We start from the raw sequence: 22999 nt of genomic DNA, 5'->3' as shown, positions 1-22999 counted from the left end.
AGAACCAGTCCGAAAACCTCTGGAATAGCCGCCTGCCTCAACGTTTGAGAGAGCAGTATCAGGTTTCAGGACCAACTCTAAAATTTTGTGGGAGCGAATTCGTCTCTGGTGAATCGCTCAAACCATTTGCCGTAAATCGGCAGAACTGGTGGGGAAGGCGAAGAGTGCTGATTTAAGATCTTTAGCGGTCAAGTTAAATCGCTGCGCGAGTGCAAACAGGTTGATCATTTCATCTGCATCGGGACCAAGAAGGTGGGCTCCTAAGATTTTGTTGGATTGCTTGTCGAGAATCACCTTGAAGCCCGCAACCGTATCGCCGGTCTTGCGGTTACTGCCCCATGCCGACGTCTCTTTAAATCGGACGTCGATGTTCGAGTTCATCTCCCGTGCCTGCTCCTCAGACATTCCGACTGCTGCAATTGCGGGAATTGTGAATGCAACCTGGGGGATCTGGCCGTAACTCGGTTGGATCTCCGGATTGTCAGCGAACAAATTCTTCGCGATGATGCGAGCTTCCTCATTTGCGGTGGGGGTCAGCTTTGGCTGCCCGCTCGCTGCACAGTCTCCGGCTGCATAGACATTCGGGTTAGAAACACTCCGCATAAAGTCGTCGACAACGATTCCATTTGTTTCATATTCAACGTTGCCAGCCTCAAGTCGAAGATCGGATATACTTGGAACCCGTCCAGCTCCGTGGACGACCATATCACAGTCGATAATGTCTCCTCCTTCCAGAACGACCTTCATGGATTGGTCAGCTGCGAGTTCAATAGCGACGACACGACTTCCATGTCGAAAGCGAATTCCCCACTGTTCCGAATAGCCTTGAAGCAGTTTGACTAAGTCGGCGTCGAAGCTGGTGAGGACACGTTCATGATGATCGACAACGGTCACTGAATTGCCACAGCGAGCAACGACATGTGCAAACTCCATCGACACATATCCACCACCGATAAACAAGACACGTTCTGGAAGACTCTCTAATTCCATGAACTCATCACTTTGAATGACCCACTCTTCACCTGGAATTTCAAGTGGTGCCGGCTTTGCGCCGGTCGCGATGACAATTTTTTTAGCACTTAGTTGATGCTCGTTGACCGAAACCTCAGCCTGACCTGTAAACGCCGGAACGCCTTGGAATGTCGCGATCCCGGCATCATGAAACGAACGTTCACTTCTTACAGCGACAGGTTCAGTGAATGTTTTTTTAAATGCCAGTAACTGCGCCCAGTCGATCGCAACTCCACAGTCGGTAATCAGTTTTCCATTCGCTCTATGGACCTGATCAATGATGGACGCAGCATTCACATAAACTTTCTTAGGATTGCAGCCGCGCAGTGCACAGGTTCCTCCGAATTCCCGCGATTCAATAATGGCAGTTTTGTGACCAGACTTCGCGGCTTTGCGTGCTATCGTTGATCCGGCCGGTCCCGTCCCGAGTACAATGACGTCAAAATGTGGTGAGTTCATGGCAGTTCAATGTCCAATCCGTGGTTAACACGATTTGTGAAGTTGGCAAGCGCTACCGTTGCAGCCAGTGTGACTATTTGTTGCTCATCAAGAAAGCTCTTCAAGTTTGCCACCACCTGAGGGTCGACGTTCGCTGTCTTTGTGAGTTCCTCTGCATAACTCAGAATGACACGCTCTTTATCATCGAACAGCTTGGAGTTAACATCCATTGAATCGAGCTGTTCTTCCGACAGCCCCGCCTTCTTAGCAGCTTGACGATGGTAATGTGAGCAGTAGTCACATGAATTGACTCGTGAGACTTTGTAATAAGCCAGTTCCCGATACAGATCTGGCAAGTCATTATGAATGCCGTCATTGATCTGCGTGACACCGCCGAGCACATCTGGTTGATGGGCTAATGTACTGAACAGATTCAGAGACTTCCCGAATTTCTCCTTAATTGCTTTGAGCAATGGCTTCGAATCTTCAGGGGCGTCTTCGATTTCAAGAGGGAGTGCGTAGGGCATTTTTATTCTCTCTGGTTCATGATTCAAAAAACGAGCAAGAACAGTGAACTCGAGCCTCTTTCGAATTAGCGCATAGGTTCTGCCTCGTGGCGAACAGCGATTTAATGGATCAAACGCGTTCTTCACGGGCAGACGATAGAGCAAACTGCTCTAGACTTTTCGATGGGTCTCTGTTCGTGGAGGCTGTTTCTTTTTTGTTCCTGTTCAAGCTCTTCAATTCAGTCGTGTATCAGAGATGCAAACTGCATACCAACTCGTCGAGCGACCTGCCGAGATGTTCAGACCGTGTGACAAACCTGTCCAAGTCGCTGGAGATCACTGTCAGGAAGCATCAGTCAGCGTCGTCTCGCGGCTTGATAAAGATTCACGGTTGTCCCGCGATCAGCGTGGTCGTTGAGCAACCATGGTGGCGCCTGCTCACTCTGCCAGGCAGGCGCGAAGCTTGGCAAGTGAAGGCAATCAGTTGGAGTCGGTCCGATTAAGAATGGGCGACTCTGTTGCCGAGGTGAGTCGTGAAACAGCTTCGATAAGCTGAGCTGAGTCGATTGGCTTACTGAGAAACTCGTTGCAGCCAGCCTCGATGCAGCGACTCATATCACTTTGCATGGCATCCGCTGTGAGGGCGACAATCGGTTTCGTGAACCCAAGTGATCGAAGACGAGTCGCAGTCTGGTATCCATCCAGACGCGGCATCTGCATGTCGAGCAACACCAGATCAATTTTAGCGAGCAAGTCTGAATCGGATTCGAAACGTTCAATGGCTTCCATTCCATCTTCACATTCTTCGATCGTGGCACCGGCACGAATGAGGATTCTTGAACTCAAAAATCGGACATCCCGGCGGTCGTCAACAATGAGGACGCGGCAACTTAATTGTTGATTGTTTTGTATCGCCCCGTTTTGTGGCGTCTGCTCCTCAAGGGAGCCTGTCTCATTAATCGGATGGATTCGTGGTTCATTGGAAACGTCTCCAGCGGAAATCGTGCAGGTGAACGCGCTTCCTTGATCCGGTTCGCTCTCCACGGAGATGTCTCCCCCAAGCAACGTTGCCAGTCGTCGGCTGATCACCAGTCCCAGTCCCGTCCCTCCGAATGATCGGGAGACCGACGCATCGCCTTGGGAAAATGGTTGAAATAGACGGCTTTGCTGCTCGAGAGACATTCCGATGCCAGTATCGGCGACATTGAATTGAATCTTCGCCTGTTCATCACAAGAGACTTCACGGACTGTCAGGATGACACTGCCGGAATTCGTAAACTTGACCGCATTACCGATCAAATTAATCAGAATCTGTCTCAGGCGCTTGGAATCACTTTCAATTCGCTGAGGGAGTGTCCCTTCGTACTTGACTGAGAACGCCAGGTTCTTTTCCGTCGCTCTGACCGACATCATTGAAAGGACATCCGCGACCAGTTCGGCAACCGAGAACCGTTCGACTGCAATATCGAGTTTTCCAGCTTCGATTTTTGACAGGTCGAGAATATCGTTAATGATCTCCAATAGAAAATTGCCGTTCCGCTGAATCGTTTTGAGATGATTGAGCTTCTCCTCGTCTTCTTCCTGTGCCAGCAGCAAGTCAGTGTACCCCAGTACGGCTGTCATGGGCGTACGAATTTCGTGGCTCATATTGGCAACGAATTCGCTTTTTGCACGGCTTGCAGCTTCAGCGACAGCAGCCAAGTGTGCTAACTTTTCCTGACTCTCTCTCCGCTCGGAAATATCAATGGCAGAAGGGATCAAGTGGGTCACCTGATCGGCATCATTTCGCATGGGGACAATCTGCAAGTCGACAAACATCCGGTCGTCGTCACGCACTCGAATCTCTGCATCAAGTCGCGAAGAGACACCACCGGCAGCTCTCTCGACCGCTTCACGAACCTGCTCCTGGATTTCCTTATTATATGAGAAGGCATGTGTGTTCCAAAGTTGCAAACCCAGCACTTCACTTTCAGTGGAGGGTGACAGTTCCATTGCCGGCTTATTGATCTGAATCAAAGTGCCATCCGGTTCACACACCCCCACAAAAGCTGCCAGTGAATCAAGAGTGCGACGCAAGAACGATTCACTTTCTCGAACGGCGAGTTCTGCGTTTCGCTCTTGTGTGATATCCCAGTTTAATCCAAAAATCTGAGAGACTTCATCGTCTTTTCGGACGAACTCACCAACACCTGCCAGCCAGCGAATTTCTCCAGTCGGCAACACGATGCGGAATTCATGATGATAGGGTTCTATGCCGCAAGTCGCCTTTTGCCAAGCATCCTGCAATCCCTGCAGATCGTCCGGGTGAACACAATTGAAGAGAGTTTCCGGAGAAGCAGTTGTTTCATGACTGAGTCCGAGGAGTTCGTAGAGTTCTTCCGACCATAGGCTTGCCTGGTCTGTCCACTCCCAAACGGCCATTCCTCCCGCCTTAAGCGCCATTGCCAGTCGACGTTCCCTGTCGGCATCCTCACGTTCCTTTTCCTTTCGATCGGAAACATCACGAATGTAGCCAGTGAAAAATGGTGAACCGTCAAGGTTGTGCGAAACATTGATGGCGAGTTCAATCGGGAATTGAGTTTGATCGGCGCGGAGGGCAGTCAGTTCGATGCGTTGTCCGATCACAGTGGCTTCCCCCGTTTGGAGGTATTTGACCATTCCCTCCTGATGAAGCTGACGATATTCGGCGGGGATCAACAGATCGGCCAACTGCTGCCCTCTGACTTCGTCGCTGTGGTATCCAAAAGTCTGCTCAGCTGCCGAATTGAAATCTTCGATGTTTCCTTCCATATCCATCGTCACGATACAATCGAGAGCCGCGTCAAGAATCGCTGCCTTGCGGGATTGCTCATCTTGGAATTTGTCGTCCAAGGTTTTCCGACGCATGAATTGTCCGATCTCCCGGCCAACTTCTCGCAGCAGGCTGACTAAGACCGATTGCTCTCGATCCAGTGGGCGACTTGTGAAGAATTCAATCACACCACGAAACTGGTCTCCGGTAAGAATCGGCCACGCAATCCCGCTGATCAACCCCGCCTCTATTGCAGTGTCATGACGACGATAATCCTGAACAGATTGTTGAAACTCTGCGGTTGCATCCTGAATCCATAATGGTTGCAGCGAGTTCCAGACATGGCCCGGCAATCCTTGGTTTCGCTGGAAACGGAGTTCTTCACTTCTCGAAATGAAATCCTTGAGCTTGGTCGACGAGCGGTCAAAATCAACTTCTGCGCAGAACAATTCCTGAGTCTTTGTATCGACGATCCATAGCGTACAGACCTCTGCGTCCAGACTGTCGCGGAGACCATTGAGCAACTTTGGGACAGCCTCCGAAAACGATGAAGAATCTGAAAAGACCTGAGTCACCGAAAGTGCCGTCGTCAACTGCATCTCTTCTCGTTTTTTCTGCGAGATATCGATGAAGGTCAGAATCACGCCATCAGGTTCACTTTCGTGATAGTAAGGAAGGACACGACGGAGATACCAGCGACCATCCTCCGTCTGAACCTCGCACTCGAGAATCTCAAGATCCTGCTTTCTGATTTCCTCAGCAGTAGGGATCTTCGGCATCTCTTTGCTGTTGAAGGTGATGTCACTCAAAGGGCGACCAATGTCACCTTCCTTCACGTTGTAGATATTGGTAACAGTTGGCGTGAAGCTATTGATTTTCCCATTCGAATCCAAAAAGATCGTGGCGATTTGCGTCCCATCGAGAAGGTTCTGCAAATCGCTGCGGGCTCGTGAGAGAGCCTCCATTCCGGCTTGGATCTCTTCCTTCGAAGTCTCCAATTCTTCGTTTGCGGACTGCAATTCCTCAACGATCGATCGCAGCTCTTCATTTGAAGATTTCAGCTCCTCATTAGAACCTTCCAACTCCTGAACAGTGTTCTCCAGATCGCTCCGTGTCTGATCGAGTTCGCGTTCAAGTTGTTCGATCGCTTTTTCGGAATCGGGTAAAGTTTCTGTATTGCCGTGCCGCGTCGAGGAAAGTCCCAATTCGTGGAAGATTAACATGAACAGCCCAACGTCTTCGCCAATTTCCGGCATAGGTTGGACTGTGAGTCGGATATACTGGAGCCCGTCACCACTCTTGAGTGTCAAGTCGTCCCGAACGACGGTTCGCAACGACTCTTTCGATTCTCGAAACGCTGCCCGCAGTCCACTGCGTAAACCTGACTTCGCGATCTTCACAACGTTGTTTGCGTAAGGACCATCGGGGAAAGCAAAATAACGCTCCAACCCCGGTGACGTACAAACGAGATGCCCATCTTCGTTGACGACGGCGTAGCGGGGAGCGAACTCATCCAGCAGAATCCGCTGCGAGATTTGATGGATGTCCACTTCATTGGGAGAGGCGACTCGCGCATGGCTCAATGATGTTGCTCCTCCTCTGGTGCCGCTGAAAAGTGTCGTCGGTTTCGCCGGACCGGCTTTTCGCTGCGAGATGCGGTGCTTCTTGTCGATCGGTCGAAAGATCTCGGTATGCGAGGTCAGGTTCTCGGACGGACCGAGCAAGAGGTAGCCTTGTGGCCGAAGAGCAAAGTGAAACAGAGGAATCAGTTTCAGTTGCAGTGGCTGGCCAAGATAAATCAACAAATTGCGACAGGAGATCAGATCCATCTGCGAAAAAGGAGGATCGCTGACCAGATTATGCTTGGAGAAGACACACATGTCTCGCAGTTCTTTACGAACCACATACTTATTACCGGTCTTCCGAAAGAATCGATCCAGACGCCGGGGTGTGAGTTCATCCTTGATCGATGACGCGTATGTTCCTTCACGGGCAAAATTGAGGGCACGCTGGTCAATGTCGGTCGCGAAGATTTGGATCTCAATGTCACTGCCATGCTTATCACGCTCCTCAATCATGAGCATCGCTAGCGTGTAAGCTTCCTGGCCTGTCGCACACCCCGGCACCCAGACTCGGATTGTCTCTCCCGTTCCATATCGATCAAACAGCTTGGGAATGACATGTTGCGAAAGCGTGGCGAAGGTGTCTGGATCACGAAAGAAGGCAGTGACGCTGATCAGCAATTCGCGAAATAATGAATGAGCTTCTTCCCGTTCATTCTGGAGTCGACTTAAGTATTCATCCGGATCGTCAATCCGCAGGACCTGCATGCGTCGTAAGATGCGCCGGATGAGTGTCTGCTTCTTGTAATGCCTGAATTCATACTCCGTGGCCGCCAGCAGGGCATCGCAAATTCGAGGAAGTATCGCTTCGATCTGATCGCTTTGGATCTGAAACTCTGCCTGCCCCTTTCTCTTGATGAGGTGTTGAATATGGGAAGACAACTCATCAGAAATTTGCTCCAACTCAAGTGCATGATCGGCACTCGCTGCCGCGCTGCGAGGCATCTCATCGTGGTGAGCAGTTTCCGGTGACTGAACAATCGTCATCCCGCCGACAGCACGGATTGCTGCCAATCCAAGGGTTCCATCACTCCCGGTGCCGGAGACCACAACGCCGATGGATCGCTCACCGTAATTCTCAGCAAGCAGGGTGAACAATCGATCAACTGTTTTCGCTCGTTGATCAACGTCGTCTGTTTGCATAGCGGAATAGCCGAATTCCGTTTCGACAACGATGCTGCGTTGCGGGACAACATAGACCGTGTCCACATTCAATTGAGTCGGCGATTCGTTGAGCGACTTCACAGTGAATGAAGTCAGTGGTGAGATCAGGTCGACCAAGACATCAGAATCATCAGTGTTGACATGAGAAGCAATGACAATCGCCGTACGCAAACCACTGGGGAAGGTCCGTAAGATCGATTCAATTGCGTCGAGCCCGCCACCAGCACAACCGATTCCAACTACCGCTGATGCTGCCACAACATTTGAGTCCGAAGTATTGGAAGAATTCTTCATTCGATGCCGCTTCCACAAGGAATGTCACTGAGTGAATGTGACGACAGTGAAAGTCAGCATTGTAACGAAAACACTGAAATCGTAACCCTCCAAGGGCTTCTAAAACCTGCTTTATCCGTATTCTCATCAGACCAGAATTGTTACTCCCGATGGCACTCGCCGTACCCAGCCCTCTCTGCACTTCAGCCTGTCCCCTGGCAACTTGTCAAATAAACCCCTCTACAACTTCATGAGAGAAGTCCCAATTTGATAACGATTAACGGACCGTCGTCACTTCAAGAATGACCAGCACAGCAGTCAAGATCGCTGCGCTACCTATGACGACGACAGCACGATTGAACGGCAATACGTCATGCAAGGTCAGCTTACCTTTGTCTCCGATCGGGTCGACGTTTCGACTGATCCAGCCTGAGGCTTCTGCAAAAACATATGAACCAGCGATCATGCCAGCGACCATTGCAAACGCATCGAAATTACCTTGCCCCAATGCAGCTGCGCCGGTTCCGGGGCAGTAAGCTGACAGCGCGAAGCCTGTTCCGAAAAGCAAACCTCCGATGACATTCGATGCGATTCGTGTCGGTTTAATATGTAGCTCAACAAGTTTCAGGTGATGCATCAAATGAATCCCTAAGGTCCCCACGACAACAGCGGAGAGCATCACTTTCACAACAGTAAAGTCTTCGAGCAGTAGCTGCCCAATCAAGACATGAAACTTCGCGACTCCACCTTTTTGCAACAGGAATCCAAAGACCACACCAAAGACAAGTCCCAGAACGAGCGACCTGGACGGAAAGGTAGCTACACTTTCTGATTCCGTTTCAGGTGTCGCCTCGAGTTGCGGTTTTTCAAGCGTCGTAGCCATCGTCGATACTCCACAGTTTTGATCCATGATGTGACATCGTCATGGTGTGATTAAATATTTGTGATTTGCTCTTTCGCATGTTTCGAATTGGTCTTGCGTCCTGCTTCATCGCGAACAGCAATTGTCCAGATGAAACGCGGTTCAACACGGGCACACAATTTCGTAAACGACGCTCGCATAACATCTCTACGATGTCGAAACTCCAGAGACACACTTCAATCTCAAAGGCATTGTGAGCAATCGCTACACACCAAACATCAACATGGCTGTGATAATGCCGCCAATAAAGAAGCAGATCGCTGCGATCCAGGAACCAATGCCCAGTTGCAACGTCCCGCTGATTCCATGACCACTGGTGCATCCACCTGCCATCCGAGCACCAAATGCCATCAGCATCCCACCTGCCAGTGCAACACCAATCCGCAGCAGATTGCTATCTGCACCGAAACGCTCGACCCACATTGCCGGGAGTAGCTGACCGGTTAACTCGCCTCCGCTCCAGGCTGCAAAGAACGATCCGATGATGACCCCGATGACAAGCATCAGTTCCCAACCTGGACGAGGCGGGTTGTCCTGAAAGTACTTCAGCGATTGAGTATGTTTGGGCGCAAAGAGCTTTCCCAGCATTCCCGAAATGCGAGCGTAGGCTGTCGATGCCCCCAGCGGCTTGTTCGAGAAATAGAATGTGAACATCGACAACACTCCGATCAGAGCGCCGACGACGTACGGTGACCAGGCAGGTCCGGGATACTGCAAAGGGTCAACTTCACCCAATACTGTCAGTCTTGAAAGAATCATATTCATACTGTCGCCTCCTCCGGTTTTTCGATGTCGTACCCGACTGCCTTCCAGGCACTCCAGCTTCCCGGAACATTGAAGACGTCTGAAAATCCGCGAGATTGCATTAAACTTGATGCAATACTGGCTCGGTAACCGCTCGCGCAGTAGGTAACGTAGCGATCAGCTTTGTCCAATCCACTGATTCGGTCACGCATGTCAGCGATAAAATGATGCTGAGCTCCGGGAATGTGCCCTGACTCCCACTCAGCCGGTGAACGGACATCCAGAAGTGTAAAATCGTTCTGACTCATCTGCATTTCGCGAAGTTCCTCGACGGTGATTTGCCGGGTTGATTCCAGCGGCAAGCCAGCGACCTCCCAGGCCTTCATTCCACCCGCCAGATAACCAGCAAACTCTGAGTGGCCGGTCCGGACGGTAAGACGCTGAATCTGCTCGATGTCTTCATCATCATCAACGATCAGCAGCAACCGTTGATCCAAATCGAACATCTGCCCAACCCAAGCCGACATCTCTGGTCGATCACCAATATTGATTGCTCCTGGGACGTGACCACCTCCGAACGCCAGCATGGAACGTGTATCGAGAGTTGTCACCCCAGCTTCTCGCATGACTTTGCGAAACTTGTCAGGGGGAAGCGCACGAATGGTCGGAAGCCGATCCATCACATCGGGGCCGGACGCATTCACTTTCTTCAGCTCAGGATAATGCCACGGCACAGGCGGAGCATCATTGATCACGAATTCTTGAAAAGTCTGCATGTCAGGGAACTTCAAGAATGCATTCGTTCGACGCTCATAGCCAATCGTGCTGGAAAGTCGATCTCCGATATCGGCACCACAGGCCGAGCCTGCTCCGTGACCGGGATAGATCGTGACAAAGTCGTCCAGCTTCAGATAATAGTCGTATAATGTTCGATAGAGATCTTCACTCAAAGCTTGCGTCTGATCTCCTCCTAATAAATCTGGACGCCCCGCTGAACCAACAAAGAGTGAATCGCCGGTGAAAACGGCAAATGGTCGGTCAGGGTTCTTCGCTTCACAAATTTCAAATGAAAGATGTTCTGGAGTGTGGCCAGGCGTATGGCGTGCCACCAGAAAGAAAGCTCCGAAATCAAATGTGTCACCATTGCTGATCACATTCCCGGGAAATTGATAATCTGCATTTTCACCGCTCAACCAGATGTCAGCACTGCCTAGTCTGGCTGAGAGTGAAAGGCTCCCCGAAACGAAGTCGGCATGAATATGAGTCTCAAAAATGTGAGTAATTGAAACACCATGTTTGCGAGCAAGCTTCTCGTAGATCTCGACGTCGGTGCGAGGATCGATCACGGCAGCTCTGCCGGTCTCCGTGTCACCGACTAAATACGAGAGTTGTGCAATTCCATCTGTCAAAACGGTTTCCAGGACAAACATGATCAGCTCCGGTTTTGTTTTAAATCATTCGATTTTGTTCGAGCAAGTAAGCTCAAAACCTACGACGTAAGTCGCGATTTACCATGGAGAAAAGAGACTCGCAGCTACGCGTCCTGTCTCGTGACAAGCCGACGATGAAGTCATGAAAGTGATCCCCCATAACTAAGACATTGTCCTATGAAGCTTGAGCCATGCTTCGGCAGCTTTTGACACAGGCACGGCACGCCTCTGCACATTTCTGGCAGTGATCGTGATCATGGGCTCCACACTGCTCAGCACACCATTCACAGGCATCGGCGCACAGCTTGCAGATCTCTTCGCTGAATCGACTGTTTCTCGCGATTGCCTGCGCACACAGCAAACAAAGGTCGATACACTCACGACAGCAGCGAGGACAATCATTATCACTTTGCTCATCGAGCATCTCGCTCAAGCAGATTTCACATGCGATTGCGCATTTCTGACAAGCTTCAATACAGGGGTCCTGAACTGACATTTGATTCTCCTTCTTTAATAACTAAATGCGTAAACGTTTCCGGGCGAGCGTAAAACGCTCGCCCGGAAAGGGTTCGATGGTCCTAGCAGCTGCAGGAACTTTCGAATTCAGAGACCTGCTTCTCGGCCTCCTCCTTAGCAATTCCGTACTGCTCCTGGACTTTGCCGACGAGTTCCTCGCGTTTCCCATCAATTACGTCGAGGTCGTCCTCCGTCAGCTTGCCCCACTTCTGTTGGGCCTGTCCCTTGACTTGTTTCCACTTGCCTTGAATTTGATCCCAATTCATCTTTCATCTCCTTGTTATGAGTCATCTCACCTAAGTTTCTGAAACTAATTTCAGTCGCAGAAAGTTCGAATTTTCTTCAATACCATTGAGACTTTCGCGACTTCCCACTGACTTCGATTTTGTTCACCACCGCTCGAACTCCGGGCACTTCCATGGCTATAACCTGAGCGATTTGCAGCAGGTAGAAAGACGAAAGTTTGCCTTTCAACGTCACGGTAGAACCATCGGACTCGCATCGCACAGACGAATGCTCTGGGTAACCAAGCTCGGTGATTGCGTGGCAGACTCTTCGTACAAGATCCTGGCCGGTAGCTGTTTCATGAGATATCGCGTTTGGCATTGAAGCCTCCTGTTATTACCAAATGAGTTATCGAATCCTTTGGTCGACTCGATCTACCTGGTTCATTTTGCAACCGTCATGCCAGTTGTTCCCGTCCTGATGAATTTCACCTCCGGTTTTGGCGGAGAATGTGCTTTTGCTCAGTGAAAAACCAAGTCCGTCTGCACGAATGATTTTGAAAAGTTCCACGTCGAAACTTATCCCATCGCACGCATGAGCCGGCGACATCATGTATCTCTGATTCGTGGACGACCAGCGCGTTCAAACGACGACCATTCAATGCTTCTGCACATGTTGCAGTTCAGTTTCGGGCGTGTTTCAGGCAAGAAGTGATCGAAAATTTGTCGTACAATCCGATTGGTCCCCGGGAGAATCTTGTTACAATCACAGTCCTCGCTCGGCTGCAATTTGTGATCGATTCACTCTTGTCGAGTGGTTTTCGAATTGGTGTTCGAGGACTGCCTTGTGGAGTTCAGCGTTTTCCAGACAGAACCGTTCTCCATGGGCACAGAAAGTGCGTAAGTGCTTTATCAGATGTTAGACTCGATGCCACAACACGTTCGTGAACTGATTGAACGAGTGCGATTCGCGGACCTGCTCGATGTCGCAATCGTCTCCATCCTGTTGTATGTCGTCATCGTCTGGTTGCGGCAAAAAGCCTCGCGCTCATTGGGGATTGTGGCCGTCGGGCTGGTTGTCCTTTTCGGACTGGCTCAATGGTTCGACCTTTACCTCACAACTTTGGCGTACCAATACGGTTCCATCGCAATTCTGATCACCTTCGTTGTGATCTTTCAAAGTGATATTCGGTACGGATTCGAAAAGCTGGCTGCCTCGCAATTTTTCTTACGCTCTTCGGTCAGCGGTCCCTCTGAGAAACTGACAGGAACTTTAACCGAAGCGATTACCTTCATGGCTCGTCAGCGAATTGGAGCATTGGTCGTCATCCCAAATCGTGAGCCTCTGGGACGTCACATCCGGGGCGGAGTCGATGTGGATGCGAAAATCAGTCTGCCACTTTTACTGAGCATCTTCCACCCAAAATCTCCCGGTCATGATGGTGCGGTCCTGATTGAACGTGAACGAATTGCCATGCTTGGAGTCCATCTTCCGCTTTCTAAGCAAGTCGAGAAACTGCACGGTAGTGGAACCCGACATGCAGCAGCCTTAGGACTTGCGGAATGCTGTGACGCGATGGTTGTGGCAGTCTCCGAGGAACGTGGAACGATTACGATTGCCAAAGATGGTGAGATGCAAATCGTTGATCCAACGCAATTGGCTGACCGGTTAAGAGCATATTTCAAAGGTGGACGTTTCGCCGGCGGAAAGAGACGCCCACGCTACCACGGGCTGACGCTGCTTGTGTCGATCGCCACCGCAACGATGCTGTGGTTCACATTTGCGTATAACACCGACACGATCCAGCGTACTTTCGTAATCCCGATCGAATACCGAAATGTTCCCGAGGGTTGGGAAATTGCAGAACCGAAACCAACTTTTGCCGAATTGACACTCTCCGGGCCAGAGCCTGCATTCAACCTGTTGAAACCTGCCTCGGCAGTTGTCTCACTGGAGGTGAAATCGATTGCAAAAGGAACTCGATTTCCTCAATGGGAGAGCGAATCAAATTTGAAGAACATCCCGAGCGAATTGAGCGTCGAACAGATTGAACCTCGACAAGTGATCGTCTCGTTACGCAAAAAAGGCGAGCAGTAATTTCGCTGGTGAAACGCGTTCTTCACGTGCACTGGCTAGAGCAAACGTCTTTAGAACCAGTCCGAAAACCTCTGGAATCGTCGCTTTTCTCAACGTTTGAGAGAGCAATTTTAAATTTCAGGAACAGTTCTAATCATCGTCTTGATGAATAACTCTCCTGGCGGCGAAAGTTGCCTGTCGCGATCACGTCGGGCACTTCATGAGGGCAGTCTTTGCCGGTGGAGTGACAGATTCGCCCGTTCGCACCTGTTCGATATTGCGAAAGAAGTTGAATTCAGAATATGACCGAAACTTCGAAATTCGTTCATTCTCTCTGGCAGTGGTAAAGCTTCAGCATGTTTTGGCCAAAGTCAAAAGTGTCGCGTTCTTTCGCACATCGATACGTCGACATGTGGGCCTTTATGGGTCTGCATCCGACGAACATTGACCTGCTGCAAAAACTGAAAAAAGCGGAAGACCAGCGGTTCGGTGCAAACATGGATGTCTGCGGAACCATCTCCGAAAAGAACATGAAAAACGGAGAATGGAAACAGTCGCACATGGTCGGAATTCGTACCGATATCTGGAATCCGGACGCAGCACAACAATCTTCTATTTTGAATCGCTTGCAATCTGACCGCCAGGCTCAATTACGCAAAGAAATCAAACGGAGCGGACGGCTCAGTCAATCACAAACCAAAAATCTTGAAAGACAACTCGAGCGCGACCCTGTGAACAAAATGCGCCCACAGGACATCGAGAACCGTCGGCTTGTAATGAAGATATTCAAAACGACTGGTGAGCAAATTCGCTGGACAGGATCTGTCGAGGAGATGGTGACTCGAGAGTTGCACAATTCACTCGGCGTCAAGAGAACCATCCTTTCGTTTGCCACCAACCTGCAAGGTTATGACTACATGACGTACATGCAGGAGAACAATCGCACTTTCCGCATCCCCTCCATTTTCAGTTTCAGCTATTTCGATGAACGACTTCAGAAAATGTGGTATCTGAAAATCAAACGAAAATGGATCTCCATCGGTGCTGACTTTGTCATCGAAGCGTGTAACCAACAGATCGGTGAAATCGACGGAGCACTCATCGGATTGGGCTACAACGCCCACGTCTACATGTACGAACAGACATTGGCTAAAGACCAAAAATTTCTCGATCTCATCACACTTTTCACGACCACTGTCGGTTACCACTCAGCGATGCGGCGATCACTAAAACGTCGCCTCAAGGCAACTCAACGCGGGCACTGTATGCAAAACATCATCGAAGACGAAGAGTTCCGTCTGCTCAGAAACCCTCGATCCGCCGCATAGTTATTCCCGTTCCCGTAAAGACCACGTGTATGAATTCACAGGCTGCTTGTCGAAGGACAAAACGTAACAATCAGTATCGGGTTGACTGTAGCGCTGAGAGTCGTTTTCGAATTGCTGTGCGAGATCCGTATTGTGAAGTTGCGAATTTTTGTTGAGAGAACTCATGCTTGTTGGACATGAAGAATCTGGCAATGCTTTAATTCCATTCTGCCTGGAAAGCTCGAAGCGTGATTTGTGAGTTGAGCTTTTTTTGACTCTGCTCCAATCGTTTCAATTGGCGAGTACAGCGACCGGATCTGCGAGCGATTCGAATGGCCGCGTCGAGCGAATTCGACGCCGAATGATCATCCTCGTTTTGAGCGGACAACTTGCTTTTGAATTCGAATGCTGCGAGCAACAAAACTGAGTCCTCATGGGCTTTCGCCCAGCCAATTGTCTCTTCGAGTACAAACAGGCCAGCTTCGAGGTCATCAATTTGCAAATAGAGTTCAGCTAGCAGGAGATTGGCCTTCGCTGCGATGAAATCATCCCCTTCTCTGAGTGAGAAGAGCAACGTGATTGCTTCGTTCAATTCGCCGTCTAAAAAATAATCATGAGCACGCCCGAGAAGCGAGGCCTGATCAATATGGAAGCAATCCTGCTCTGTGACCGATTTCAAGTTGTACGAGATCGCCAACTGCTGATACTGCCTGGCAAGTTGAGCGTTTTCAGACTCTCGGTAAAAGACAGCCAGACGGTTATAGATGAGACAACAATTTCTGAATTCCAAAGAAGCAAGAGACTTGTCAGCCGACTTCAAAAGAAGATCAACTGCATCTTTTTGCGAGACGCAATCAAAAAGAAATTGAGAGTATTCGAGTATCAGATAAACAGAAGAGTCACTCTGAAGGAGGGCCTGAAACTTTGTGTTGGCTTGCGAGAAATCGTGGCGTTCAGCGGCCTGCCACGCGAAAGAAACTGCCTCATCGTATGAAGTGAAATCCGTCCACACTTTCATCACATCGCTCTCCAGTTATGTGGAAAGAGAGTGAAAACGTTGAGGAATTACTACCTGAGACGGTTCCGATTTTACCGATTCTACCGATCTTGTCAATTGCAACGACTGCTCATTCAGCGCGATGTCCATTTCGCATTAAGCAGTTTTGTGTACACGCGTACCCGTGCGGAGCACCTTTCACCAGTAAAATCGCTGTCTACCACGAGGCAGAACCTGCAAACCAATTCGAAAAATGCTTTAAACCCCCATTCAAAAAATGCGACTGAATTGAAGGCAAGCAGAGGGCAGGGCGTTCGGAAACGTAGAAGCTCTTCAAGCTTTCTAACAGAACACGAGACAGGGCAGGAGATCTCTCAGACTCGTGCTTCAGGCGACTACTCAAAGTCGCCTGCCAAAACCCGAGGTACATACTCTACTCGGGTCTCAGGAGAGGAGTTCTTCGAGGCTTTACGGAATTTGCAAAATGACCAAACGAGATGTCATTTTTCCGTCTGTGATTCGACGGACTTTAAGAAGGGCAGGGCCGTTCTCGATTTGACTGAGTTGCTCGAGAAATTCCTGTTCGGTAGAAACCGATGTACGTCCAACCGCTTCAATCACGTCGAAGAGTTGCAGATGGTCTGCGTCCTGATTTGAATCAGCGACGTTCATAACAATCACACCTTGCTGGCTTTGTTTGAATCCGATCTGCTTTGCGAGTTGGGGAGTCAGGCGGTGCGTTGACAGGCCGGTGTTCTGATAGAGCGTTGGACCTGGGACGGGTTGTTGAATTTCCGGGAGCGAACTTCGCTGAACATTTCGTTCAGCCAGCGTGACTGAGAGTGTCATCTTTCGTCCGTTGCGAACAACAATCATCCGGACCTGCTTGTTAACCGGGGTCATGCTGACGCGGTGTATCAAATCGTTCTCGTCCTGGATATCAACGCCATCAAAACTGATGATGATATCGTCGCGTTGCAGCCCCGCATAAGCGGCAGGGGTTTTATCAAGAACAACGCTCACTCTGGCGCCGAAAAGCCGATCCAGTGAAAAGCGTTTCGCATCATCAAGGTCAAACTTATCGTCGAGTTCGACTCCCAAATATCCACGCCGGACTTTTCCATGCTCTAAAAGTTGAATGGCGACAAACTGTACAAGGTTACTGGGAATGCTGAAGCCGATTCCCTCGTTTCCTCCTCCCTGCGAAGCGATTGCTGTGTTAATGCCGACAACGCGACCATTCAAATCAATCAGCGGCCCACCACTGTTACCGGGGTTGATGGCAGCATCAGTTTGGAGGAAATCCTGATTGATGACCCGACTTCCCGGAAGATCAAGCGAGCGCCTTCCCTTGGCACTAATGATTCCCAATGTCACGGATTGATTGAGACCAAAAGGGCTTCCCATGGCCAGCACAAAATGGCCGATATCAAGGTTGTCACTGTCACCCCAATGAGCAGCCTCGAGTCCCGGGTCCCGGACTCTTAAGACTGCGATATCACTTTCAGCATCTTCAATTTTCTCGATCGGATTGATCACTCGCTGATCGGACAGCAGGATATTGATGTTTCGCAATTCCGCATCAGCGACAACGTGGCGGTTGGTGACAACAAACACACCTTCGACGCGTGGGTCCGAAAGCAAGACACCGGACCCGGTCTCCTCTGTGACGGAGTTGCGTTCTTCGCGTTCGCTCTCAATATGAACGACTGCCGGACTGGTCTTCGCTGCGACTTTCGAGATTTGACGCCCTGCCTGCTGCAGAATATCCGACAACTCGTCAGGTGCGAAGTTGGCGGTCGTTGTGGTTTTCCCGAATGCATTCGATGGCCCAATCCGCTGAGCTGCACGAACATCAACCATTCTCAACGAATAGACTCCGAAGACGCAGCAAAGCACGAGGACAATTGTCGATTTCAGGCCTCTTCGGGAAGTCCGCATATAATTCATCTCGTTCCAGTCAGAATTTCAACCGTCCACCTGTACCAATTGAAAGGCTTTCGGATTTTTACCGAGCATCCATCTTAACATCGCGAACTGTTAATTCATGATCATTTTCGCGAGCCTGATGCTCCCACGCTGATTCCCAGTTATCGACCGTCTTCTCGGTGCCGCCGACCATTTCATATTCTCGCTGACATTGAATACAGCAAGACGTATGAGGCAGGGCTTTCAGTCGAGTGATTGGAATCGATTTTTCACAATGCTCGCATTGCCCATAAGTTCCTGCCCGGATTGCTGCGAGTGCATTTTCGATACGAGTCAGTTCTCGACTCTCGAGTGCCGCCAATTGGGAACCAAGTTCCTGGTCAGTATCAATTGTCGATTGGTCCCCCAGATCGCCCGGGCCACGTTGCTCGCCCACCGATTCCATCTGGTGAGTCAGCTTGCGTCTTAACTCATCACGTTGTTCCGTTAGCCGATGATGCAATTTCAAAAGTGCGTCTTTTCTCGCCATGATCTTTCCCTTCACAACAATGACTTACGGCAACTCTTCACTCAGGAAGCTTGCCAGAGAAACGATGACTGTGCAACGTCCGGGGACTCAGCCCTCAGGGAATTTTACGTCCGGTTCTGAAATAGCGAGCAGAAAAATCTAATGAGTTACACAACCTGTTGTACTGTATTGTGTTACGAGTCCTCCTGAAGACGCATGGACAGGTCAGCTCTCCACAATTACGGCACAACCGTTGATACCGTCTGCTTCGACTACTGGGAACCGCCGCCAGCAGTTTTTTACTCACACTCAGAACGAGTGGCATGAGCGGCAGGACCGGACACCGACTCTCGTCTCAGGCCGAGTTCCTGGCTGACATATCAGAATTAAAGTGTTCAGTCAGTAGAGTCAAAACGGTCCGCAGAACCCTTTGAGCCCTTAGAATTCGAAAACTGACCGAAATCGCGCTGGTTTCTTTGATCCAATTCTTCGATTCTACGTTTTCCCACAGAAGCCCCTCATTCATGTTGCATACTGGCAACATCGGAGTTCAGTCATGATTGACATTGTTGAAACCTACTTCCAGTGGCCGGTTCTGCCTTTCAGCATCCTGCTCTGTCTCGTATGCGCGTACTGGCTACTCGTCATTCTGGGAGGGATCGACATGGACGCGATCGACTTCGACCTGGATCTTGATGCCGACATGGATGCATCGGTCACTGATCTGGGGATGCTGGGATTAAAGTGGCTGAATCTTGGTGAAGTTCCGGTCATGTTGTGGCTGTCGATTGTCTCGCTCGCTGCATGGGTCGTAACGATGGTGTTCGATCGAGACATGATCAATCCAACTTTTCAACAGAATGCAGTGGCGATTGCGAGAAGCCTGGGGATCGGAATTCTCGTTGCGAAACTCCTGACGAATCCAATGCGGGGCAAGTTACGAACCAAGCAACCAAACACAGTTCAGGACATGTTGGGGCGAACATGTTCGGTGATTACCAGCGAAGTGACGCCCAAGTTCGGAAATGGAATCTGTCATGTCGAGGATGGAGCCCCACTGCGGTTGAATATCCGAACATTTGAAGGCTCGATTCCAAAAGATGCGGTCGTCCAAATTGTGGATTTCTCACCTGAGACCGGAATTTATTACGTCAAAGAGACAGGTGACCACCTGGCTTAACACCATGAACCGATGTACGGCTTCGTTCGTACAGTGACACTTTATGAAAGGCGATCACATGCCTTGGGATATTTTCTTACCCATTATTTTTGCCTGCGGCCTCATCATCGTCGGCTTTCTGTTTGCGATGTCACGCTTCTACCGCAAGGTCGGGCCAGAAGAGGCGTTGGTGAAAACTGGCTGGGGCGGCATGAGAGTCGTCTCTGGTGGCGGGATGTGGGTGATCCCGATCGCCCATCGTGTCGAACACATGGACCTTTCGGTCAAACGAATCGAAATTGCACGGCGCGATGTCTCCGGATTGATTTGTAAAGATAACGTCCGGGCAGATATCGAAGTCGCCTTCTTCGTCCGTGTCAATAATACGTCACAAGATATTCTTCAGGTGGCTCAGGCTCTTGGCTGTAAGCGTGCCTCCGAAAAAGCTGCACTGGTTGAACTCTTTGATGCCAAATTTTCAGAAGCCCTCAAGACTGTCGGTAAACATTTCGACTTCGTCGATCTTTACACCGAACGTGATCAGTTCAAAGAAGAAATCCTGAAGCACATCGGGACTGATCTCAACGGATACATTCTCGACGACTGCGCAATTGATTTCCTGGAACAGACTCCCATCGAGCATCTCAGTGAGATGAACATCCTCGACGCGGAGGGAATCAAGAAGATCACCAACCTCACGGCTCAGGAACATATTCAATCGAATGAGATTCTGCGTGAAAAAGAAAAGACAATCAAGAAGCAGGACGTCGAAGCTCAGGAAGCAATTCTGGAACTTGAAAAGCAACGCGTTGAAGCGGTCGAAAAACAAAAACGAGAGATCGCTGAAATCTCTGCCCGCGAGCATGCAGAAGCTGCCAAAGTTCAAGAAGAACAACGGCTCCGCGCGGAATCAGCCCGCATCGCGACAGAAGAAGAATTGCAGATCGCTGAAGAAAACAAACTTCGTCAAATTGTTGTCGCTCAGAAAAATAAAGAACGAACAGAAGCGGTTGAAATCGAACGGGTTGAAAAAGATCGCTTGCTCGAAGTGACCGAGCGTGAACGAATCGTTGGCTTGGCGGAGATTGAAAAAGAGAAAGCCATCGAAATCGAGAAACGAAACATTCAAGATGTGATCCGCGAGCGGGTCGCTGTCGAACGCTCCGTGGTCGAAGAACAACAACGTATCTTTGACACAGAAGAGTTCGCCACTGCGGATCGAGCGAAGAAAGTTGCGATTACCAATGCTGAACGAGATGCCGAAGAAGCATTGGTCAAAGAAATCAAAGCCGCCGAGGCCCAAAAACAGGCAGCCGGGTTCGACGCAGAAAAAGTAGTCATCCAGGCAGAAGCCGCACGCTCCGCAGCCGAGAAAGAAACCGCAGCCAAGAAAATGCTCGCAGAAGCTCGCCAGGCCGAAGTTGCCGCTGAGGGACTGGCTGAAGCTCAGGTGATGAGTGTCCGTGCGGACGCCATTGAGAGAGAAGGGACCGCCGAAGCCAACGTTGTCGAGAAGAAACTTGTTGCAGAAGCGAAAGGTCAAAAGGCCAAGGCCGAAGCTCTCGAGAAAGAAGGCATGGCCGAAGCGACTGTCATCGAGCAGAAATACTACGCCGACGCAAAGGGCATCGAGCAAAAAGCCGAAGCGATGAAACTCTTCGATGGAGTGGGACGCGAGCACGAAGAATTCAAACTCCGACTCAACAAAGACAAGGACATCGAAATCGCAGCCATCAAGGCACAAACAGAGATCGCCCGCGAACAATCCGAAATCGTCGGAGCTGCACTGGGCAACGCCCGCATCGACATTGTCGGTGGTGAAACCGAGTTCTTCGACAAGATCGTCGGTTCAATTCAGGCAGGAAAAGCTGTTGACCGCTACGTGAACAATTCCGAGGTCGTCACTGACGTCAAGAATACGTTCTTCGTGGGAGATGCCGACGGTGACTTCAAAGAAAACCTGCTGAAATTCACCAGCCAGTTCGGGATCTCATTTGAAGATGTCAAAGACCTCAGCGTCTCCGCCGTCCTCGGCAAGATGCTTCTTGAATCTGACGACGAAAAAACAACATCGGGTTTAAAGAAACTCCAGAAGTACTTCAAAAACGCCGGCCTGATGGACAAGAAAGTCGCCACATTAGGCCTGGGAGTCCTGGCAAGTGAAGAAGGGAATTCATAACCGCCAGCGAGTTCGCCGGACACTTTAAGTGTCCGGCAAACGTGGCAACACAAAACTTCGCAGTCAAGCTTTACGAAAAACATTTCAAAATCTATTAACTCATTAGGACAAGTTCCTGAAACACTGAATCATAAGGAATTTATTTATGTCAAAGATTTGGGTAATTGCACCTTTTGACAGTCGATGGCCAGAGGAATGGGAACAAGTCTGGGAATTTGACAAAGCAAACGGGTTGATTTCAATTGGTTTTAATGACCTGAATGATGTTCATTCTTACAGCATTGAGCAACTCAAAGAACTTATGGATAACCATTCAGCACATACACTATATAAATTTTACAATGAGATTCACGAAGGCGACACAATCGTCGCTCGATATGGAACTTGTGAACTTGCAGGAATTGGAACCGTAACTCGAGAAGCCTATCATGATCCATTGAAAACAGCTGAACTCTTTCACAGTCTCGACGTTGGGTACAATTTCACACACCATATCGACGTCGAATGGGATACCACCCAAGAATGGTGGGCTTGGGAGCTCCCTCAGTTTGGCATGCAAACATTACACTCGATCACTTCAGAGAAGTTAAAGATGCTTCTAGAACAAGAAGTAACAGATGACTCCGAAGAGGAAGAGTGGGTTGAAGAACTGCCTCCTCCTAAAATAGAGATCGTCCTTGAAAAGTACCTCGAAGATTTCATCATTAGCAATTTCCAACAAATATTTGGTCCAGATTTCAAGCTCTATGAGGATTCAAACGGGTCACTTATTGGGCAGCAATATTCAACCGGAGAAGTTGGTGTTATCGACGTTTTATGCGAAGACACTAAATCAAACGAACTGGTCGTTATCGAACTGAAGAAGGGGCGTCCGGCAGATAAAGTAGTAGGACAAACCCTACGCTACATGGGATGGGTCGCTGAGAATCTATGCAAAAATGGCCAAACTGTTAGCGGACTTATTATTTGCAAAGAATCCGACCCTAAGCTCAAGTTCGCGTTAAAAATGGTCCCGAATATCGCTGTGAAATACTTCCATGTAGATTTTGAATTATCCGACGACCCCTTCAGAAAAGTTTAATTTCGAACCGGAATGCTCAAGAAAAGTATGACTAGATTATTCTTAGTCACACTCATGAAATCCAACATGAGAAGAAGAATCCAATCCAAGGACATCAGGCAGTACCATCCTAAAAAGCATC

18 protein-coding genes are annotated in these 22999 nt (G+C 49.6%); 6 read left to right on the top strand and 12 right to left on the bottom strand.

All coding sequences use genetic code 11. The annotated features are described in order from the left end of the window. Positions 1-117: 117 nt before the first annotated feature. Both ACN0YR_RS06345 and ACN0YR_RS06340 read right to left on the bottom strand, forming a co-directional pair. On the bottom strand, positions 118-1470 hold the full coding sequence (locus ACN0YR_RS06345) for a dihydrolipoyl dehydrogenase family protein (protein WP_417848354.1): 1353 nt from the start codon (positions 1468-1470) through the stop codon (positions 118-120). Then, entirely contained in the window at positions 1467-1976 is a 510-nt protein-coding gene (locus ACN0YR_RS06340; RefSeq protein WP_417848353.1) for a carboxymuconolactone decarboxylase family protein, read from the bottom strand. The genes ACN0YR_RS06345 and ACN0YR_RS06340 overlap by 4 nt, the downstream gene beginning before the upstream one ends. 235 nt (positions 1977-2211) lie before the next feature. Here ACN0YR_RS06340 and ACN0YR_RS06335 point away from each other — a divergent pair, with 235 nt between their 5' ends. Beyond that, positions 2212-2373, top strand: coding sequence for a hypothetical protein (locus ACN0YR_RS06335; protein ID WP_417848352.1), 162 nt, complete (start codon positions 2212-2214; stop codon positions 2371-2373). A 62-nt stretch (positions 2374-2435) separates the two neighbouring features. On the opposite strand, the gene ACN0YR_RS06330 is transcribed toward ACN0YR_RS06335, so the two are convergent. The 7 genes from ACN0YR_RS06330 to ACN0YR_RS06300 all read right to left on the bottom strand — a co-directional run bounded on the left by ACN0YR_RS06330 (position 2436) and on the right by ACN0YR_RS06300 (position 12023). Beyond that, positions 2436-7826 carry a CheR family methyltransferase gene (locus tag ACN0YR_RS06330; protein WP_417848351.1) on the bottom strand — a complete coding sequence of 1797 codons (5391 nt, stop codon included), beginning with the start codon at positions 7824-7826 and terminating at the stop codon, positions 2436-2438. Between the two features lie 256 nt (positions 7827-8082). After that, a complete protein-coding gene (locus tag ACN0YR_RS06325; RefSeq protein WP_417848350.1) occupies positions 8083-8688 on the bottom strand; it encodes a YeeE/YedE family protein in 606 nt (201 codons plus the stop codon). 243 nt (positions 8689-8931) lie between these two features. Beyond that, entirely contained in the window at positions 8932-9492 is a 561-nt protein-coding gene (locus tag ACN0YR_RS06320) for a YeeE/YedE thiosulfate transporter family protein (RefSeq protein WP_417848349.1), read from the bottom strand. Further along, the gene (locus ACN0YR_RS06315; protein WP_417848348.1) at positions 9489-10901 is read right to left on the bottom strand and encodes an MBL fold metallo-hydrolase; all 1413 of its coding nucleotides are present in this window, start codon (positions 10899-10901) and stop codon (positions 9489-9491) included. The genes ACN0YR_RS06320 and ACN0YR_RS06315 overlap by 4 nt, the downstream gene beginning before the upstream one ends. Positions 10902-11076: 175 nt before the next feature. After that, positions 11077-11325, bottom strand: coding sequence for a four-helix bundle copper-binding protein (locus ACN0YR_RS06310; protein WP_417848633.1), 249 nt, complete (start codon positions 11323-11325; stop codon positions 11077-11079). A 154-nt stretch (positions 11326-11479) separates the two neighbouring features. Further along, on the bottom strand, positions 11480-11683 hold the full coding sequence (locus ACN0YR_RS06305) for a CsbD family protein (RefSeq protein ID WP_417848347.1): 204 nt from the start codon (positions 11681-11683) through the stop codon (positions 11480-11482). 76 nt (positions 11684-11759) lie between these two features. After that, positions 11760-12023: a BON domain-containing protein gene (locus ACN0YR_RS06300; protein WP_417848346.1), complete on the bottom strand. Its 264-nt coding sequence runs from the start codon at positions 12021-12023 to the stop codon at positions 11760-11762. Between the two features lie 534 nt (positions 12024-12557). Here ACN0YR_RS06300 and ACN0YR_RS06295 point away from each other — a divergent pair. Together ACN0YR_RS06295 and ACN0YR_RS06290 are read left to right on the top strand one after the other, a co-directional pair. Continuing rightward, positions 12558-13739 (top strand): diadenylate cyclase, encoded by a 1182-nt coding sequence (locus tag ACN0YR_RS06295; RefSeq protein WP_417848345.1) that lies wholly within the window; start codon positions 12558-12560, stop codon positions 13737-13739. Positions 13740-14095: 356 nt separating this feature from the next. After that, a complete protein-coding gene (locus tag ACN0YR_RS06290) occupies positions 14096-15046 on the top strand; it encodes a hypothetical protein (protein WP_417848344.1) in 951 nt (316 codons plus the stop codon). Positions 15047-15242: 196 nt separating this feature from the next. On the opposite strand, the gene ACN0YR_RS06285 is transcribed toward ACN0YR_RS06290, so the two are convergent. From ACN0YR_RS06285 to ACN0YR_RS06275, 3 genes are all read right to left on the bottom strand, one after another. Beyond that, the gene (locus ACN0YR_RS06285) at positions 15243-16043 is read right to left on the bottom strand and encodes a hypothetical protein (protein WP_417848343.1); all 801 of its coding nucleotides are present in this window, start codon (positions 16041-16043) and stop codon (positions 15243-15245) included. Between the two features lie 447 nt (positions 16044-16490). Beyond that, entirely contained in the window at positions 16491-17963 is a 1473-nt protein-coding gene (locus ACN0YR_RS06280; protein WP_417848342.1) for a trypsin-like peptidase domain-containing protein, read from the bottom strand. Positions 17964-18030: 67 nt separating this feature from the next. Next, positions 18031-18480 (bottom strand): TraR/DksA family transcriptional regulator, encoded by a 450-nt coding sequence (locus ACN0YR_RS06275; protein ID WP_417848341.1) that lies wholly within the window; start codon positions 18478-18480, stop codon positions 18031-18033. 535 nt (positions 18481-19015) lie between these two features. On the opposite strand from ACN0YR_RS06275, the gene ACN0YR_RS06270 reads away from it, so the two are divergent. From ACN0YR_RS06270 to ACN0YR_RS06260, 3 genes are all read left to right on the top strand, one after another. Further along, positions 19016-19639: a hypothetical protein gene (locus tag ACN0YR_RS06270; RefSeq protein ID WP_417848340.1), complete on the top strand. Its 624-nt coding sequence runs from the start codon at positions 19016-19018 to the stop codon at positions 19637-19639. A 58-nt stretch (positions 19640-19697) separates the two neighbouring features. Then, positions 19698-21797, top strand: a complete 2100-nt coding sequence (locus ACN0YR_RS06265; protein WP_417848339.1) for an SPFH domain-containing protein — start codon at positions 19698-19700, stop codon at positions 21795-21797. 145 nt (positions 21798-21942) lie between these two features. Beyond that, positions 21943-22878, top strand: a complete 936-nt coding sequence (locus ACN0YR_RS06260; protein WP_417848338.1) for an endonuclease NucS domain-containing protein — start codon at positions 21943-21945, stop codon at positions 22876-22878. The last annotated feature ends 121 nt before the right edge of the window (positions 22879-22999 follow it).

It is taken from the genome of Thalassoglobus sp. (genome assembly GCF_048270125.1).
Taxonomy (GTDB): domain Bacteria; phylum Planctomycetota; class Planctomycetia; order Planctomycetales; family Planctomycetaceae; genus Thalassoglobus.
Note: the sequence above shows the minus strand (reverse complement) of the source record. Positions and strands in the feature narration are given on the sequence as shown.